Annotated in this window: 18 protein-coding genes; 10 read left to right on the top strand and 8 right to left on the bottom strand. The window is 41.7% G+C overall.

The window, feature by feature from the left end; all coding sequences use genetic code 11:
• Positions 1-266: 266 nt before the first annotated feature.
• Positions 267-1,838: a cation:proton antiporter family protein gene (locus ENH88_RS02930; protein WP_304179430.1), complete on the bottom strand. Its 1,572-nt coding sequence runs from the start codon at positions 1,836-1,838 to the stop codon at positions 267-269.
• A 263-nt stretch (positions 1,839-2,101) separates the two neighbouring features.
• On the opposite strand from ENH88_RS02930, the gene ENH88_RS02925 reads away from it, so the two are divergent.
• Positions 2,102-2,845 carry a sporulation protein gene (locus ENH88_RS02925; protein ID WP_304179254.1) on the top strand — a complete coding sequence of 248 codons (744 nt, stop codon included), beginning with the start codon at positions 2,102-2,104 and terminating at the stop codon, positions 2,843-2,845.
• A 75-nt stretch (positions 2,846-2,920) separates the two neighbouring features.
• A complete protein-coding gene (locus ENH88_RS02920) occupies positions 2,921-3,373 on the top strand; it encodes a GNAT family N-acetyltransferase (RefSeq protein WP_304179252.1) in 453 nt (150 codons plus the stop codon).
• A gap of 28 nt (positions 3,374-3,401) precedes the next feature.
• On the opposite strand, the gene ENH88_RS02915 is transcribed toward ENH88_RS02920, so the two are convergent.
• The 6 genes from ENH88_RS02915 to ENH88_RS02890 form a co-directional block, all read right to left on the bottom strand.
• Positions 3,402-4,754: a sodium-dependent transporter gene (locus tag ENH88_RS02915; RefSeq protein ID WP_304179250.1), complete on the bottom strand. Its 1,353-nt coding sequence runs from the start codon at positions 4,752-4,754 to the stop codon at positions 3,402-3,404.
• Between the two features lie 214 nt (positions 4,755-4,968).
• The gene (locus ENH88_RS02910; protein ID WP_304179246.1) at positions 4,969-6,261 is read right to left on the bottom strand and encodes a sensor histidine kinase; all 1,293 of its coding nucleotides are present in this window, start codon (positions 6,259-6,261) and stop codon (positions 4,969-4,971) included.
• 31 nt (positions 6,262-6,292) lie between these two features.
• The gene (locus tag ENH88_RS02905) at positions 6,293-6,997 is read right to left on the bottom strand and encodes a response regulator transcription factor (RefSeq protein ID WP_304179244.1); all 705 of its coding nucleotides are present in this window, start codon (positions 6,995-6,997) and stop codon (positions 6,293-6,295) included.
• Between the two features lie 12 nt (positions 6,998-7,009).
• Positions 7,010-7,402, bottom strand: coding sequence for a DUF3019 domain-containing protein (locus tag ENH88_RS02900; RefSeq protein ID WP_304179241.1), 393 nt, complete (start codon positions 7,400-7,402; stop codon positions 7,010-7,012).
• Positions 7,392-8,249 carry a MipA/OmpV family protein gene (locus ENH88_RS02895; RefSeq protein WP_304179239.1) on the bottom strand — a complete coding sequence of 286 codons (858 nt, stop codon included), beginning with the start codon at positions 8,247-8,249 and terminating at the stop codon, positions 7,392-7,394. The genes ENH88_RS02900 and ENH88_RS02895 overlap by 11 nt, the downstream gene beginning before the upstream one ends.
• Before the next feature lie 104 nt (positions 8,250-8,353).
• Positions 8,354-9,157: a hypothetical protein gene (locus ENH88_RS02890; protein ID WP_414704780.1), complete on the bottom strand. Its 804-nt coding sequence runs from the start codon at positions 9,155-9,157 to the stop codon at positions 8,354-8,356.
• A gap of 117 nt (positions 9,158-9,274) precedes the next feature.
• On the opposite strand from ENH88_RS02890, the gene ENH88_RS02885 reads away from it, so the two are divergent.
• Both ENH88_RS02885 and ENH88_RS02880 read left to right on the top strand, forming a co-directional pair.
• Positions 9,275-10,453, top strand: coding sequence for a serine hydrolase domain-containing protein (locus ENH88_RS02885; RefSeq protein ID WP_304179238.1), 1,179 nt, complete (start codon positions 9,275-9,277; stop codon positions 10,451-10,453).
• On the top strand, positions 10,450-10,926 hold the full coding sequence (locus ENH88_RS02880; RefSeq protein ID WP_304179236.1) for a histidine phosphatase family protein: 477 nt from the start codon (positions 10,450-10,452) through the stop codon (positions 10,924-10,926). The genes ENH88_RS02885 and ENH88_RS02880 overlap by 4 nt, the downstream gene beginning before the upstream one ends.
• Positions 10,927-11,020: 94 nt before the next feature.
• On the opposite strand, the gene yhbY is transcribed toward ENH88_RS02880, so the two are convergent.
• On the bottom strand, positions 11,021-11,317 hold the full coding sequence (gene yhbY / locus ENH88_RS02875) for a ribosome assembly RNA-binding protein YhbY (protein ID WP_016707974.1): 297 nt from the start codon (positions 11,315-11,317) through the stop codon (positions 11,021-11,023).
• Positions 11,318-11,405: 88 nt separating this feature from the next.
• Here yhbY and rlmE point away from each other — a divergent pair, with 88 nt between their 5' ends.
• The 6 genes from rlmE to secG all read left to right on the top strand — a co-directional run bounded on the left by rlmE (position 11,406) and on the right by secG (position 17,528).
• A complete protein-coding gene (rlmE, locus tag ENH88_RS02870; protein ID WP_304179232.1) occupies positions 11,406-12,035 on the top strand; it encodes a 23S rRNA (uridine(2552)-2'-O)-methyltransferase RlmE in 630 nt (209 codons plus the stop codon).
• A 57-nt stretch (positions 12,036-12,092) separates the two neighbouring features.
• Complete coding sequence (gene ftsH / locus ENH88_RS02865; protein ID WP_304179230.1) at positions 12,093-14,045, top strand: ATP-dependent zinc metalloprotease FtsH; 1,953 nt, start codon at positions 12,093-12,095, stop codon at positions 14,043-14,045.
• A gap of 101 nt (positions 14,046-14,146) precedes the next feature.
• Positions 14,147-15,001 carry a dihydropteroate synthase gene (gene folP, locus ENH88_RS02860; RefSeq protein WP_304179228.1) on the top strand — a complete coding sequence of 285 codons (855 nt, stop codon included), beginning with the start codon at positions 14,147-14,149 and terminating at the stop codon, positions 14,999-15,001.
• Between the two features lie 3 nt (positions 15,002-15,004).
• Entirely contained in the window at positions 15,005-16,354 is a 1,350-nt protein-coding gene (gene glmM, locus ENH88_RS02855; RefSeq protein WP_304179227.1) for a phosphoglucosamine mutase, read from the top strand.
• Positions 16,355-16,426: 72 nt separating this feature from the next.
• Positions 16,427-17,176 carry a triose-phosphate isomerase gene (gene tpiA / locus ENH88_RS02850; RefSeq protein WP_304179225.1) on the top strand — a complete coding sequence of 250 codons (750 nt, stop codon included), beginning with the start codon at positions 16,427-16,429 and terminating at the stop codon, positions 17,174-17,176.
• A 1-nt stretch (position 17,177) separates the two neighbouring features.
• A complete protein-coding gene (gene secG / locus ENH88_RS02845) occupies positions 17,178-17,528 on the top strand; it encodes a preprotein translocase subunit SecG (protein ID WP_304179223.1) in 351 nt (116 codons plus the stop codon).
• Positions 17,529-17,649 lie beyond the last annotated feature (121 nt).

Raw genomic sequence — 17,649 nt, 5'->3', positions numbered from 1 at the left:
CAAAGTGTAAAATGCTGATGAATACGTATGTAAAAGCAGGAAAAACTATTTCTGTGCTAAAAAGAGATACTTACGGATTAACCAACAAACGCAGTGTACTCTTTTTTCATGGCTAAATGCCAATTCGGATGTAAAGCTTTGTAAATGCGCTTGACTCTTATTTCGGGACTGTTGTAGGGGTGTTTTAGACGTCTAGATGTAAGGTTATGAAAATTAAATGAAAATAGTTCTCAGTACCTTACACAGTACTGAGAACGATATTTATATTAAGGAAATAATTTTTGTTTTACATGTTCAGCAAAGCCACTACCGGCCTCTAAATAGAAGTTATAGGTAGAATCTACGCCCATATCTTCTAATTCTTTTTGCTGATCCGGGTAGTTCGCAATCGCCGTTACTTGACCCTGATAACCCGACGCTCTTAATTGCTCTAAAGCAAAAATGTTTTGCATATGTTTTGGCATTGCCAGCATGATCATTTCTACATGAGAATGGTTTACCCGTTGCCAAAAGTCTGGATCGGTAGCATCGGCTAAGAGTGCCTTGCGGCCTCGAGTAACATGCTTTTCGACGACTTCGGGTTTGATGTCTACACCTGCAACAACGCCTGGGTGAGTAATATTGATTGTTTCGTACGCACCTGTGCCAATGCGGCCCATACCAAAAATAACTATTTTGGTATCATTTAAATTCACGGGCAGTTCTTCTGCTAAACGGGTTGGGCTTTCAAAGCGTAGCAACCAAGCTTCGATCTTTACATAAATTTCGTTTGAACGTTTATTCAGTGGGGAAGCGACAATAAAGGTAATAGAAACCGCAATCGCCATTACTGCAAGCCACTCAGCAGTAATTAATCCGCTACTGGCTGCTACCATACATACGATCAGACCAAACTCACTGTAATTAGCAAGGGTAAATGAAGCTAATAAAGATGTACGCGCGCGTAATTTAAAGGCATTCGTTAATACATAATATAAGGCTACTTTAACAGGCAGTACCAACACAATAATGGTCGCTATCATCAGTGAATTAACAGTAAGCTCAGCGCCTAAACCAATTGTTAAGAAAAACCCGACTAACAGGATCTCCTTTAGGTTTAGTAGTGATTTGGCAAGTTCACTGGCTTTTTTGTGAGGTGCAAAAATCATCCCTATGATCAATGCGCCTAAATCGCCTTTTAAGCCGGCAAATTCAAACGCGTGGTAACCAACTACTAACGCAAAGAAAAAGCCAAACAGCGGCAGTAACTCACCGTGTTTAGAGCGGTTCAACACCCAAAACATCAAAGGTCGTAATAAAGGTAAGGCAACGAGGAGTGCAAAAGCCCAACCATTGGGAGCTTTACCTGTGCTGATAGCGAGAAAAATGACCGCGAAGATATCTTGCATAACCAAAATACCAATGGCAATTTTACCGTGAAGGCTGGCCATTTCTCCGCGCTCTTCAAGTACTTTAACGGCAAAAACAGTACTGGAAAAGCTAAAAGCAAAACCAACAAGTAATGCACTTTGCCAACTAAGATCAGCAAATAGCGGTAACGCAAGTGCACCGAGTAACAGCATTAAACTGCAAAAAATAGCGCTACTGATAATAATATGTAAAGAGGCTGGAGCCCAGACCTGTGGCTTAATTAGGTGGCTTACTTTTAGCTTTAAACCAATACTAAAGAGCAGTAATGTGATCCCTAAATTAGCTATCGTATTAAGTAATTCGGTGGTTTTAAAGCCAGCTAAATTGAGCACAAAGCCTGCGATCAAAAAACCGATAAGTGGGGGAAGCTTAAGTTGATAAACGGCAAAGCCACACACAAATGCGACAGCAAAATATAATAGTTCCATAATTCTTAATATCACTTCATTTGGGTAGTCAGTGTAGCGAAATATCAGCATTTTTGAAAATCATTCGTACATATTGTAGCTATAAATTGTGCATCTAGAGAAGCGTATGTATGAAAAACGTCCGTTTAACGGGTTATTACTGTAAAAAGTCAATAAATAGCTATTTTTTCACTGACAGCAGCTTTTAAATATGGTTAAGATGCAGTAACAAAGGAATTTAAGCGTGATTCAGATTTAAGTGAGTTAGGCTTAAGGAGAAATAGATGTTTAAAAAAATACTTGCATCAGTCGGTATTGGTGCAGCAACAGTGGATACCGTGCTTGAAACTGAGCACTTGCAACCAGGGCAACTATTTAATGCCCAAATTGTGATCACCGCAGGCGATGTAAGCCAAGAAATTGTAGGCCTTGATTTAGCATTAATGACGCGAGTGAAAGTTGAAGGTGAAAACGGCGCTTATTTTACTAATCATATTATCGATAAGTGGCGCATAACTGATATAGGCACTATTGAGCCGGGTCAGCAAAAGCACATTCCATTTGAAGCACGCTTACATTCTGAAACCCCGATCACCGAAATCAATGCCGGTTATAACCAGTCACATGTCTGGCTTGAAACTGGGCTTGATATCGATTTGGCGCTCGACCCTAAAGATAAAGACCAACTACATATTTATCCAAATGATGCCGTAACTACATTTATGCAAGCAATGGATAGACTCGGTTTTAGTTTAGTGAAAGCGGATGTTGAAAAAGGCTTTTTACGCGCCAGTACATTTAATTCGCTCTCTGGTTGTTATCAAGAGCTTGAATATAAGCCAACTAGTCGTAGCTTATTTGGCATCCAAGAAATTGAACTGTCATTTGTGCCAGAAGCTCATAAAACCCATGTTTTAATTGAGCTTGACCGTGGTTTGCGTGGCGATGGTTATGTCGATTTAACCATTGAACATGATCACGTAAACTTATCGCATTTATGTGATCAGTTAGAACGTTTATTTGCCTAGCGATTAATAAGGTTCGTTAGCGAAGCGTGAGAAATAGCCCAGCATCGACTGGGCTTTTTTATGTTAGGAGTCTTTATGCAATTAGTAAGTAAGGTATTTTCAGAGCTTAGTACACGTGAGCTGTTTGCTATTATGCGCACTCGGGTAGATGTGTTTGTGGTTGAGCAGCAATGCCCATACCCTGAATTAGACGATATCGATTGCAGTGCAACAACTCAGCATCTCTATTGGCTCGAGGCTGAACAATTAGCTGCATACGCACGTTGTTATGAGAAAAATGAGCAGTACAGTGCGATTGGCCGCGTGCTGGTTGAACAATCACAAAGAGGTAAGGGGTTAGCTGCGCAGTTAGTGAAAGAGGCGATCCAGTGTTGCTTTACGCACTGGCCGAACAAGGATATATATATCGGGGCACAAACTTATTTACTCGGCTTTTATCAGTCACTGGGCTTTCAATGTACCGGCGAGCCATATTTAGAGGATGGCATTGCACACCAAGATATGATTTTAAAAAACCGCTCAGTATAAAGAGCGGTTTTTTATTGGGTGAGCTAACTTAGCCTACTATCGAGCTTACAAACACTAAACCAATGGCTATTGGGCAAATAAACTTAATGTACCATGGCCATATTTTCCAAAATAGGCTGGTGGCAACCTCTGGGCAGCCTTGCTTAATTTCGTTAAGTAGCGAATTGCGATACCAGATCCAGCCAACAAATAAGCAGCACATTAAGCCCAGAATTGGCTGACCAAATTTAGTGGTTAGCGCAATAACCAAACCAAACAAGCTCCCAAAATTCAATAGTATAGTAAAGCTGACTAACGCAATGACCACACCAATCAACCAAGTCGCTGCAACACGACTCATAGTAAAACGCTCTACCGCATAAGATACTGGCGCTTCCAGCATTGAAATAGACGATGTCAATGCGGCGATACTCATCAATGCAAAAAAGGCAAAGCCAACAAATAAACCTATGGTGCCCATACCATCAAAAAGCGCCGGTAATACTTGAAACACTAAGGTGTCTTCAGAAAGTAATTCTCCCGTGGCGGAGAATATTTCCACCCCTTGCGCCTGCGCAACATACATTGCAGGGATAATAAGTAACCCTGCAACAAAGGCGATAAACACATCAATAAGGGTGACATAGGCACCAAGGGACACTAGGTTTTCTTTTTTACTAATATAGGAGCCGTAGATAATCATTACACTGGTGCCTAGCGATAATGAGAAAAAGGCTTGGCCAAGGGCACTGACCAGTAATTCAGGATCTAAAATCGATTTGAAATCAGGTACTAGGTAAGCTTTTAGGCCCGTCATCGCACCTTCTTGCATCATTACATAGACAATCAGTGCAAATAAAATAGACAGCAGTGCCGGCATTAAACGTTTCGACCATTTTTCGATGCCGTGTTCAACGCCGCGACTAATAATTGCTACAGTAAGAATAATGAAGCCCGCTGTAAATATCATATTTCTTGATAGTGACTGTTCACTTAACCATGTTGAGGCCGTATCGCTACCAGCTAAAGTGGCGATAGGCTCAACGGTAGCACTGATCATCCAACCGGCCACTATGGCATAAAAACTGAGAATAAGACCCGCACAAATAATGCCGCCAAAACCGACCACAAATGCAAAGCGCTTTTGAAGTGGAGTATTCGAAATTTTGCGTAATGAACTAACCGCATTCGCTTGACCGTGGCGACCAATTGTAAGTTCTGCCATCAATGCCGGATACGCTAAACAAAATGCTAAAACAAGGTACGCAATTAAAAAAGCGGCGCCCCCATTACTAGCGGTTTGTGTTGGGAAGCCCCAAATATTACCAAGTCCTACAGCAGAACCTGCTGCGGCCATAATGAATCCAAAACGGGAGCTAAACTCCCCTCTGACTGCGCTCATAATTATTAATTCTTCTCTATTTTGTGACGGCGCTGACAATCTACTGTAATTGTTAAAAAATAAAAAGCTCTTATTGAGTAGATTTTCAGGGTAAAGCAAGCAATTACGATATGTAAACAGTGGTAGCTATTCAGTGGTATTCATAAAAATATGCTATCCATTTGTTTTATAGCTATATATTCAAAATTAGCCACTGTAAACTGTAACATTAAAGTTACAATTGCTGTGCGTTATGTATTTTCAGCGTAAAACATGCTCCTGCGAGTTTTTTACTGCGATCCACCGTTACTTCGCCATGATGCCAATCTACCACCTTAGCAACAATAGCCAGCCCCAAACCATAACTTTTATCAGCCCGATTACGATGGGTTTGCTCTTGAAAAAACGGGCTAAACACTTTGTGCCAATTTTTTTCTGCAATACCAGGGCCATCATCTTCAACGGTTATAATGAGCGTTTGCTCGGTACTGTATGCAGTTAAAATGATTTTTTGTTTTGCGAAGTCACAGGCATTGGACAATAAATTTGTAATTGCGCGGGCGAGCCAATGTAAATCTGCATGGATCCGGCTGTTATCGCAGATAACCTGCAAATCAAGTTGTTGCTGCAGCAGTTTGGGTTCAAGCTGCTGTACTATGGTGCTTAAGTAACTATTGGACTCGGTATGTGAATAGGTCAGCTGGTTGGCTTTTTGTTCTAAAGTGGCGAATGCTAAATAGCTTTTCAGCATTGACTCCATTTGGTCTAAGTCAGCTTCCATGCGATTAAGGTAATGTTTTAGCTTTTCTTCGTTTGCACTGTCCAGCGCAGCATCAAGGCCAAACCGCAAGCAGGCAATAGGCGTGCGTATATCATGGGATAAACTTGTCGCCATCAGCTTATTTTCATCGAGTAATTTTTCAATCTGACTCGCCATGCGGTTAAACGTCAGTTCAACATCTTTTATATAGGTGAAATGTGATACCCGAATGCGGGCGTGCAGATCGCCGTTGGCAAACTTTTTAGCGGCTTCGTTGACTACACCTAATCGTTTCGCTAATGGCGCGATAATAAACCCCATAAACACACATAAGCCTGCATAAAATAATAAGGTAAGCAGCATATCATTTTGTTGGTCTTGCTCATGGGGCTTCTCTAAGCGTAGTTTAAGGTGGAAAGGGGCGAGTGCATCATTACTGTAAAGGAGATAAAACCCTTGTTGATCTTCTAAAATCAATCCGCCTTTGGCGTTGATCTGCTCCAGCAACGAAGGCGGTAGTGCTAACGATTGTGTAGCGCGATAACTAAGTCCTAATGAAAATTGCTCTGCCAGCAAGGCCGTGTAGTCTGCTCTTTGTTGTACGGCTTGCGCAGCAATTTGTTGACTAAAGCCCATTAACAACTTGCTTTGCAATGCAAATTCATCTTGGCTGGTATGGGTTTGTTGGCTGAATGCATCAATTAACCAGCCTAAAACCACGATCGACAGTAGGGCGCTGGTTAATAAAGATAAATAAAACTTTTTCATAGTATGATGAACCAAGCTTTGTTAATGGTTGTTACCATGCGCTTGCGACCAGTAAGTAGCCTCGTCCCCAAATTGTTTTAATTTTTTCAGGGTGTTGCGGATCATCATTAAATTTTTTGCGCAGTGCAGAAATAAGCACATCCACACTACGATCAAGTCCATCGTATTCTCGGCCTTTGGTGGCTTTAAATACGGCATCACGGGAAACCACTTGACCTGCATTACAGGCCAAGTAATGCAGTAATAAATATTCGGCGCTAGAAACACCTTGCTCAATGTCATTAATAAAGACATTGCGAGATTGGGTGTCGATTTTTAAACAGCCAACTTGCACAATCGTCTCATCCGCTTTTGGCTCAGCGTTGTCGCTTGTTGCGCGCAGCGCTGCTTTTATGCGAGCTAGCAAGGCACGCGGTCGTACGGGTTTCATGATGTAGTCACTGGCACCGACTTCAAGGCCTATGACTTCATCCATTTCTTCGTCTCTGGCGGTCAGCATAATAATAGGGCTTTGGTAAAACTGGCGCAGTTCACGGCAAACACTAATACCGTCTTGGCCGGGTAACATAATATCGAGTAAAATTAAGTCCGGCTTAAGCTCTTTAACATGACTTACGACCTGATCACCACGTTCACAAATATGTGTAGTGTAGCCTTGCTCGGTCAAATACTCTGCCACCCATTGGGCTAATGAGCCGTCATCTTCAACAAGTAATATTGTGCCGTAATTATTCATACTATTCTCGTTTTAAAAAAGGCGCCAGCGGCGTTTCTTTTGGCGGTTTTGATAAACCCATTGCAACTGTACTTGTGTTGCAGCAATGGTTTTACCGGTGTCGCTGTTAATCAATTCAAATGAAATACTTTCAACAGAATCGAAAGCATAATTGAGCTGGCCACTTTTTTGTCTGAGCCAACATTGCATTATATGTTTAGAGGTGGCGTCGCGTAGGCAGTAATTCCCTATGCTGTCTTGTTGCCAGTTTAGTTCTATATCAGCATAGCAGTTACGCCCTTCACGCAGTGCCACACAGGTGTCGGGCAAAGCAATTAAAGCAGAATCTTGGGAGCGTTCGTCACTGGCTAATAAGGGCTTAGCGCTTAATAGCAAACAGACGATGGCTGAAGCTTTAAAATACATAGCGCACGCCTATCATGGCTTTGTGCTGATAGCCTTGTGATACGATAGGGCTGTTAGTGATTTCATCTGAAAACCAAGTTGACAGCAAGCCACCAAGAAAGACCCAATGTTGATTTAATGGGTACTCGGCATGGAATTCAAAAATAACACTGACTGCGCTATCTGCTTGATAAACTGGCCGTTGAGCTGTTGCTTCATCTGCGGTAATGCCAAAGTAATAGTTGGTAAAGTCAGCAGAGTACGCACTGATACCAACACCGGTACGAAACTCCCAGTTTTGCCAAGGTAAGATATGACTAAAAAAGCTATTGATGACCCAACCGTTGTGGGCACTGGAAATATCATGTAAATATTCGAAAGAAATTTGTGAGTTTTCAAAACGGCGGGTAAGTCGCAGCCCGGTATCAAAGTCATACTTGCGACTACGTATTCCTTCGAGTTCAGCAACAGTACCACTGTTATAAAAGTCGAGTCCGGTTTCATCAAATCCAGCTTGGATATTAGTACCAAGAATATCCAGATCCCAATCATACTTATTGATGATGCTATAACCGATAATAACCCCACCACTAAGCTGGCTGTGGTCAATATCTAAATAAAAACGTTGGTACGAAACAGCAAGGTTAATATCAAGCTCTAGACCGTCACTGTAAGAGTCCATGCCAACTAAATAAGAATCTTCTATATAATAACCCGCACCAGCACTCCAATCCCATGCAAAGCCAGCGGTCGGCTCTAAGGTATTATCGGCATAATAGCGATTACTGGCATTGCTAGGGTTGCTCCATAAACCGACACAGATCAATAATAACAGTAGTTTCTGTAGGGTGTGTTGGTTACGTTGCATCCATGATCCAAATAAATTAAGCAGTTATTAAATGTATTATATTGTCAAAGAGTGCCCTTGAACTGTAAAAAATTGTAGCCAGTCTTCATTATCTGAACATTGGCTCAATGTACTTTAATTTTATCGATCAAAATACTGCTTAAATAATAGTGCATCATCGGCGTTAGGGCGCTTACTTCAGTACGATTACAGGGACCTTGCAGTTTTGTTAAGCTGGTCATTTTTGAAATGGTTTTATAGCTAGGAATGCTGACCTCTTGAGTCGCCCTAGCAAGACGTGCTTGGTCGGTATTTTGTTGATGGATAAAGGTAGCTACCTCTAACTCATTACTAATAACTTGTTCTTCACTAAAGCTATAGGTAAGTGGCTCACGATGGAAACTTGCGCTATCAATTGATGATTTACCAAACCATACCACATCACCTGATGCACGATGGATCAGCCGCATGCTCACTTGGGCATTAATTGTCGCGCACTGTTGAATTGGATATAGCTGGGCAATATCATCGAATAAGGCATACGGTTTAACCGGCGGCTGAATTTGATATTTAGTATCTTCAATAAAGTTAAGTTCTAGTTGATGAATAGCAAGTGTGTAATCACTGTCGCCTTGCTCAATTACACGTAAATTCATGGTTGTTAATGCATCGGTAATTTGTTTAAACAAGGTGTCAGTGACACTTGCTTTGTCTGCAACAACTTGCACCGTTTGGTTTCGAGTAATTTTATGCGCTGGTAACTGCACTGATTTTACTTTAGGCGACGCGTGCTCAGTTTCATAGGAAACTTGATAGCTTTGACTTCTTAATTGTGGCTTAAGTGGCATTTCTAAAGGCGCAGCAGGTGGCGGTGCAGTGACACAGGCTGTTGTAATAAAACTGAAAAGCACAACTGATAAATAACGAATAAACACTGTAAAATCCTTTAAAAACTCAATAATCACGATATTGTACGTTAGTCTTAGTAAAACTTCATGGTATTATGAAGCCACAAACGTCTTAATTTAGATTAAAATAATAAAATAATGAAGACCCTAGTACCGTTTATATATGCTTTTTTTTTACTCACCTCTTTAGTGTTATTTCAAACGCACGTTTATGCTCGTGACCAGCAATGGCAAGAACTTATCAGTGATTATAACCAACACCTTGAACATAAATTAAAAAGCAAAGGTATTCCAGGGGCTGCATTGTCGATAGTGAATGGCCCAGATGATAGCTATGTGCAAGGCTTTGGGGTCACAAAAATGCATAAAGGGTTACCAGTCAATGCCCATACTCGATTTCGCTTAGCATCAGTATCAAAAACGTTTGCAGGTTCTCTTAGTGCAAAATTAGCTGTTGAAGGTAAGTTTTCTTTAGATGACCCTGTAAGTAAATTTATACCTGCTTTTGCACAGACTGGATATAAAAATCATTTAAAAGTTTTCCACTTACTAAGTCATTCCAGTGGTTTAGTCCCTAATGCGTATGACAACTTGGTTGAATCAAGAATGAGTTACCCAGATATAGTCGAAAAGTTGCTCAGTGTTAAGCCTATCTGTCAGCCTGGGCAATGTTATGGTTATCAAAATGTGATGTTTAGCTTGATTGATGAAGTGATAAAAGCCAGTACGCAAATGGATTACGCGCGGTGGCTTAATGAATTTATATTCTCACCACTGGGTATGAATGATGCCAGTCTTGGCTATGCAGCCATGGTAATTGATGATAATTATGCCTATCCCCATGTACGAGGGCGAAAACGTTGGCATACGGCAAAATTGAAAAAAAATTATTATAAGGTACTGCCTGCCGCTGGTGTTAATGCCAGTGCCAGTGATATGGCTATTTGGTTAAAAGCACAGTTAGGTTATTACCCAACCGTCTTATCAAGCGATCAGTTAGCCAGCCAAACCAGGCCTTATACAGATACTAAAAAAGAGCTACGTCGTAGAGTATGGAAAAAACACCTAACAGAAGCCTATTATGGTTTAGGTTGGCGGGTCTATGATTATGATAATGAAACGCTCTATTATCACAGCGGTTGGGTGCAGGGTTACCGTAGTGACCTTGTGGTAATACCGCATTTAAATATTGGTTTTAGCCTGATCCTTAATGCCGAAACGGGTCTTATCAATGAATTAACCACAGAGTTTATTGACCGTGCATTGGCGTATAAACGTACACAGCAAGTCGCAGCGCATAGCGGGGAAAACAAATGAAATATGTTTTAGCGAGTTTAATATTGCTATTTGCTGTTAATTTGAGCGCGGCACCAGACACTGTTTTTTTATTTCGTCATAGTGAAAAGCTAACTGGGAAAGATCCCCAACTTTCTGATGCTGGTAAGCAACGGGCGCAGCAGTTAGTGAGCTTGCTTAGTAAAGTCCAGCCAAATGCAATCTTTAGTACTGACTATAATCGCACTATAGAGACTGCAACGCCTTTGGCTGAGTATTTTGACATGCCCATTGAAACTTATGAACCGGGTGATTTAGCCAAGTTTAAACAAACAGTGCTCGCACAAAGTGGCGTCGTTGTTGTCGTGGGTCACAGTAATACCACAGCAAAATTAGCTGAATTAATAGCGCAAGTGATCGTTGAAAAAATGCCAGAAACTGAGTTTGACCGTTATTTTATCTTACAAAAAGTAGGGCAAGGCTATCAATTGAGTCGTTTAAAGATGAATTTTTGAGCACCACGATATATTTCTTTACAATTTATTGGCGTCCAGTAGTAGGCATAAAAAAACCAGCAACAGCTGGTTTTTTTGCAAACAGTAGAAATAATTAATTACGTGGTAATTGAATTTTCTTTTCTTCACTTTGACGATAAAGCACCAGCGTGTGGCCGATTGACTGTAATTTCTCAGCACCGGTTTCACGAATAATCGCTTCAAAAATCAGAGCTTTAGTTTCACGATCATCAGTAGGTACCTTTACTTTGATAAGTTCGTGAATTTCTAAAGCGCTTTGAATTTCAACTAATACACCTTCCGTTAAACCGTTAGAACCTAGTAGTACTACTGGTTTTAGAGAGTGTGCCTGACCTTTTAAAAACTGCTTTTGTTTGTTCGATAATTTCATGTTGTTACAAATTTTGCTGAATATGGCTTGAATTAAGGGTATTCTAACGCCATCTAGAGAATATTACTAATTAGTTGCGTGTTAATTTATGACGAATAAAAAACTTTCGGCCAGTTCACAGCGATGGTTGAAGGAACATTTTGATGATCCTTATGTTCACGAGGCACAAAAGAAAGGTTGGCGTTCTCGTGCGATTTTTAAACTCGACGAGATCCAAAATAAAGATAAATTACTACGCCCAGCCATGACTGTGGTTGATTTGGGAGCTGCACCGGGAAGCTGGTCACAGTATTTAGCAGAAAAAGTAGGCGATAAAGGACAAGTTATTGCTTGTGATATATTACCGATGGATTCACTGGCCGGCGTTGATTTTTTACAAGGAGATTTCCGAGAAGAAGCTGTTTTAGATGCGTTATTAAATCGCATTAATGGTAAAAATGTTGATGTGGTGCTCTCAGATATGGCACCCAATATGAGCGGTAATAGCTCAGTAGATCAAGCTGGCAGTATGTATTTAGTGGAATTAGCATTAGATATGTGTAGCCAGGTTTTAAAGAAAAATGGTGCATTTGTGGTTAAAGTATTCCAAGGTGAAGGCTTTGATGAATTCTTAAAAACAGTGCGTGATAGCTTTAAAACTGTAAAAATCCGTAAACCCAACGCCTCGCGTGCACGATCGCGTGAAGTATATATAGTAGCGACAGGCTACAAACTGTAGTACAGTTGTCAGGCGTTTAGTTGAATTTAAATTAATTGGATACAAGAGGTTAACCCCTTGAGCGATATGGCGAAAAATCTAATACTCTGGCTGGTCATTGCAGTTGTGCTAATGTCAGTATTTCAGAGCTTTAATGGTGGCGATCAAACAGACCGTCAAACAAGTTACAGTCAGTTTGTTAAAGATGCCCGCAGTGGCGCTTTACAAGAAGTGGCAATAGAAAGCACCAGTGGCACAATTACTGGTACTAAAACCAATGGCGAACGTTTTCAAACGATCATGCCTATTTATGATAAAGACATTCTTAATGACTTATTAAAAAGTGATGTGAATGTAAAAGGTGTGAAGCCTGAAGAACAATCGTTCTTAGCGAGTATCTTAATTTCATGGTTCCCAATGTTATTACTGATTGGGGTATGGATTTTCTTCATGCGTCAAATGCAAGGCGGCGGTGGCAAAGGTGCTATGTCGTTTGGTAAAAGTAAAGCACGCTTAATGGGTGAAGATCAGATTAAAACCACGTTTGCCGATGTTGCCGGTTGTGATGAAGCCAAAGAAGATGTTACAGAGCTGGTTGATTTCTTACGTGACCCATCTAAGTTCCAAAAACTCGGTGGTAGTATTCCTAAGGGCGTACTGATGGTAGGTCCTCCAGGTACTGGTAAAACTTTGCTGGCTAAAGCTGTTGCAGGTGAAGCGAAAGTACCGTTCTTTACGATTTCAGGTTCAGACTTTGTTGAGATGTTTGTCGGTGTAGGTGCATCGCGTGTTCGGGATATGTTCGAACAAGCGAAAAAAGCAGCGCCGTGTATTATCTTTATCGATGAAATTGATGCCGTAGGTCGTAAACGTGGCGCAGGCATGGGTGGTGGGCACGATGAACGTGAGCAAACACTTAACCAAATGCTTGTTGAGATGGATGGCTTTGAAGGTAACGAAGGGATTATCGTAATTGCCGCGACTAACCGTCCAGACGTACTTGACCCCGCGCTACTTCGTCCGGGTCGTTTTGACCGTCAAGTTGTGGTTGGTTTACCCGATATTCGTGGTCGTGAGCAAATCCTTAAAGTGCACATGCGTAAAGTACCATTAGGTGACAACGTTGAAGCATCGGTTATTGCGCGTGGTACACCTGGTTTCTCTGGAGCTGATTTAGCAAACTTAGTAAATGAAGCCGCTCTATACGCAGCTCGTGGTAATAAACGTGTTGTGAGCATGGCTGAATTTGATGCCGCTAAAGATAAAATCATGATGGGCGCAGAGCGCAAGACCATGGTGATGAGCGAGAAAGAAAAAGAAATGACGGCTTATCACGAAGCCGGTCACGCGATTGTTGGTCGCATCGTACCTGAGCATGATCCTGTTTATAAAGTATCAATTATTCCACGCGGTCGTGCCCTTGGTGTAACTATGTACTTACCTGAACAAGACCGTGTTAGCCACTCTAAAGAGCTACTGGAATCAATGATTTCAAGTTTATACGGTGGTCGTATCGCGGAAGCACTTATTTACGGTGAAGATAAAGTCACTACAGGTGCCAGTAACGATATCGAGCGAGCAACAGATATTGCCCGTAAAATGGTAACTCAGTGGGGTCTAAGTGAGAAACTAGGGCCGTTAATGTACACTGAAGACCAAAATGAGATGTACATGGGTGGCGGCGGTGGCCGTGCTATGAGCATGTCAGATGAAACGGCTAAAGTAATTGATGCGGAAGTTCGTTTGTTATCAGATCGTAACTACCAACGTGCTGAGCAAATCTTAAAAGATCATATTGATATTTTGCATGCAATGAAAGATGCATTAATGAAATATGAAACGATTGATGCAAAGCAAATTGATGACTTAATGGCGCGTCAGCCAGTACGTGAACCGCGTGATGCACATGACCGTCATGATAAAACAGACAAAAAACCAGCAGCTGCTGAGACAAAAGCAGAGCCAATGGTTGAAAAAGACGACAAACCAGCTGAAAAAGATGAAACAAATCTTGATGACAAAGCTGAATAACAGTTAAAATAGCAATACTAAAAGCCCCGATTGTCGGGGCTTTTTTGTAGTTTTGAATTAAACTATTAATATCAATGCAACGGATGTATTGAAGGTGATAGATGACCACAGTTGATTTACCTAGAGGTCGCATTTTACACCTCAACACCCCAGTGATAATGGGGATCCTGAATGTCACGCCTGATTCTTTCTCAGATGGTGGGCGTTATTATCAAACAGACAACGCTGTCATAAAAGCCCAAGCCTTATTAGCAGACGGCGCTACCATACTCGATATTGGTGGTGAATCGACACGTCCAGGCGCACCTGATGTTAGCCTTGAAGATGAATTAGCCAGAGTAATCCCCGCCATCGAGGCAATTCGTGCCCACAGCGATAGTGCCGTAAATGATTGCATCATTTCGATTGATACCAGTAAAAGTGAAGTGATGCGCCAAGCTATTTTAGCTGGTGTCGATATTGTTAATGATGTGCGAGCTTTACAGGAGCCTAACGCACTGACAACAGTTGCACAGTTTCCAGACGTCGCAGTGTGCCTAATGCACATGCAGGGTCAACCCCGTAGTATGCAAACCTCACCTCATTACGATGATTTATTCAGTGATATAAATGATTTTTTTGCACAGCGGATCAATGCCTGTGAAACAGCGGGGATTCAGCGTCAGCGACTTATTCTAGACCCCGGATTTGGCTTTGGTAAAACACTCAGTCACAACTACCAATTACTGGCGCGGTTTAATGAATTTAACCACTTTGGTTTACCTGTTTTAGCAGGACTCTCGCGCAAGTCAATGCTTGGCACCTTATTAAACAGACAAACAAACGAGCGCCTTGCTGGCAGTTTAGCAGGGGCATTAATTGCAGCGCAAAATGGCGCAAAAATTATTCGTGTACATGATGTAAAAGAAACCGCAGATGTGCTTGGCGTATGGCAAGCTTGCGAACAAGGAATTTAAAAAATGAAAGAAAGAAAGTATTTTGGCACCGATGGTGTACGTGGCATGGTGGGTGAATACCCAATTACCCCTGAATTTGCACTTAAATTAGGTTGGGCTGCAGGCAAGGTACTATCAAAAAATGGCACTAAGAAAGTCATTATTGGTAAAGATACTCGCATTTCTGGTTATATGTTAGAGACATCCCTTGAAGCGGGTTTGATTGCCGCAGGTATTGATGTGGTATTACTTGGCCCGATGCCAACACCAGCCGTTGCGTATTTAACGCAGACGTTTCGTGCCGAAGCTGGGATTGTGATCAGTGCATCTCATAACCCATATCACGACAATGGCATTAAGTTTTTTTGTGGCCGAGGTTTAAAGTTAGCTGATGAAGTAGAGCTACAAATTGAAGCGATGCTTGATGAACCAATGACCTGTGTAGCATCTGATAAGCTCGGTAAAGCCCGCCGTTTAGAAAGCGCGGATGGCCGTTATATTGAGTTTTGTAAAAGCCAGTTTCCACAAGGTTTGTCGTTAGAAGGCTTAAAAATTGTTTTAGATTGTGCCAACGGCGCAACCTATCATATTGCGCCATCAGTAATGCGTGAGCTTGGCGCTGAGATAATTTGCCATGCTTGCGAGCCAAATGGTGTAAATATCAACCTAGAATGTGGTGCTACCCATGTTGATGCATTAAAACGCAAAGTATTAGAACATAATGCTGATGTCGGCATTGCCTATGATGGTGATGGCGACCGGGTGATGATGGTTGATCACAATGGCCGTGTATTTGATGGTGATGATATTGTTTACATTATTGCCTGCCAAGCTGCCAATGATGATATGTTAGGTGGTGGGGTTGTGGGCACTGTGATGTCTAATATGGGTCTTGAAAACGCGCTTAAAGCCAAAGGTATCGAGTTTGCTCGCAGTAAAGTGGGCGATCGTTATGTGATGGAATTACTACAAGAAAAAGGCTGGAAAATCGGCGGCGAAAGCTCAGGCCATGTCTTGAATCTGGATTTGATCAGCACCGGTGATGGCATCATTTCAAGCCTGCAAGTACTGGCTGCTATGGTGGCGCAAAACCGCACGCTCAAAGATTTAGGTGCAGGCTTTGTTAAATACCCAATGAAGATGATTAATGTGCGCTACAAAGCGGGCACTGATCCAACGCAAGCGCCAGAAGTTATTGCTGCAGTTGCTGATGTTGAAAAACAACTAGCAGGAAAAGGCCGTGTGTTATTACGTAAATCGGGTACTGAACCGGTTGTGCGTGTCATGGTCGAAGCCGAAGAAGAGAAAGTGGTGCTTGATAGTGCACAAAAAATTGCCGCAGTTGTTGAATCTATGAGCAAACAAACTGATTAAGAACAATAACCTCTTGTAACTTTGGGCGAGTCGAGTTACTATCTCGCCCGCTTTCTAATGTGGAGTGGAAAAATGGCAATACGCAAGCCAATGGTCGCAGGCAATTGGAAAATGAACGGCTCAAAACAGTTAGTTCAGCAATTATCTGACGCAATCAACAACGTAAAATCAACAGAGATAGACGTTGTGGTGTTTCCACCTTACCCATTGTTATCTATGCTAAGTGCAACCGGTGTAACAACAGGGGCACAAACGGTTTCTGAACACGAAGCTGGTGCATTTACTGGTGAAGTTGATGCGCAATTAATTAAAGATTTAGGTGGCGAATATACCTTAGTTGGCCATTCTGAACGACGTAGTATTTATGGCGAAAGCAATGACACCGTTGCAGCTAAGTTTGCTCGTGCCCAACAAGTGGGTTTAACACCTATCTTATGTGTTGGTGAAAGTGAACAACAACGCGAACAAGGTCAAACTGAATTAGTGGTTGCTGCACAAATTGATGCAGTAATTGATAAATTAGGTCTAGCAGCACTGAAAGATTCTGTGATAGCATACGAGCCCGTTTGGGCCATTGGCACAGGTAAGACTGCATCGCCTGAACAAGCACAACATGTGCACAAATTTATCCGTGATAAAATTGCTGCTATTAGTAGTGATTTAGCACAAGGGCTGACCATTCTGTATGGTGGCAGCGTAAATGAAAAAAATAGCGAATTATTATTTGCACAACCAGATATAGACGGCGGCCTGATTGGTGGCGCTAGTCTAAAAGCAGATTTATTTACTGCAATCTGTGAAAGTGCAAAAGGGACCGTATAAGATGTACGAAATTTTATTAGTAGTTTATTTAGTTGTCGCTTTAGCGCTTGTTGGTATGGTTTTAATTCAACAAGGCAAAGGCGCAGATATGGGTTCATCATTTGGTGCTGGCGCTTCTGGAACTGTTTTTGGTTCATCAGGCGCAGGTAACTTTATGACTAAAACAACCACAATCTTAGCCAGTGTGTTCTTTGTGCTAAGTATTGTACTAGGTAACTTAACCGCAGGTCAGATCAAAAAGACTGACGAGTGGGAAAACCTAGAAGCAGCACCAGCAGTTGAAACAACGGCTCCTGCAGCTGACGATGTTCCAGTAACATCAACGAAAGAGAAATCTGACGTACCAAATTAATACTTGTTACAAGTATCGTTAAACGATTTATTCTCCTCAAATAAATCACTATGTTTAACAGCTAAAGCGAAAGCTTTAACAATGCGGTTGTGGTGGAATTGGTAGACACGCTACCTTGAGG

The organism is Pseudoalteromonas prydzensis (assembly GCF_011050055.1).
Lineage (GTDB): Bacteria > Pseudomonadota > Gammaproteobacteria > Enterobacterales > Alteromonadaceae > Pseudoalteromonas > Pseudoalteromonas prydzensis_A.
This window is presented reverse-complemented; position numbering and strand designations above follow the sequence as displayed.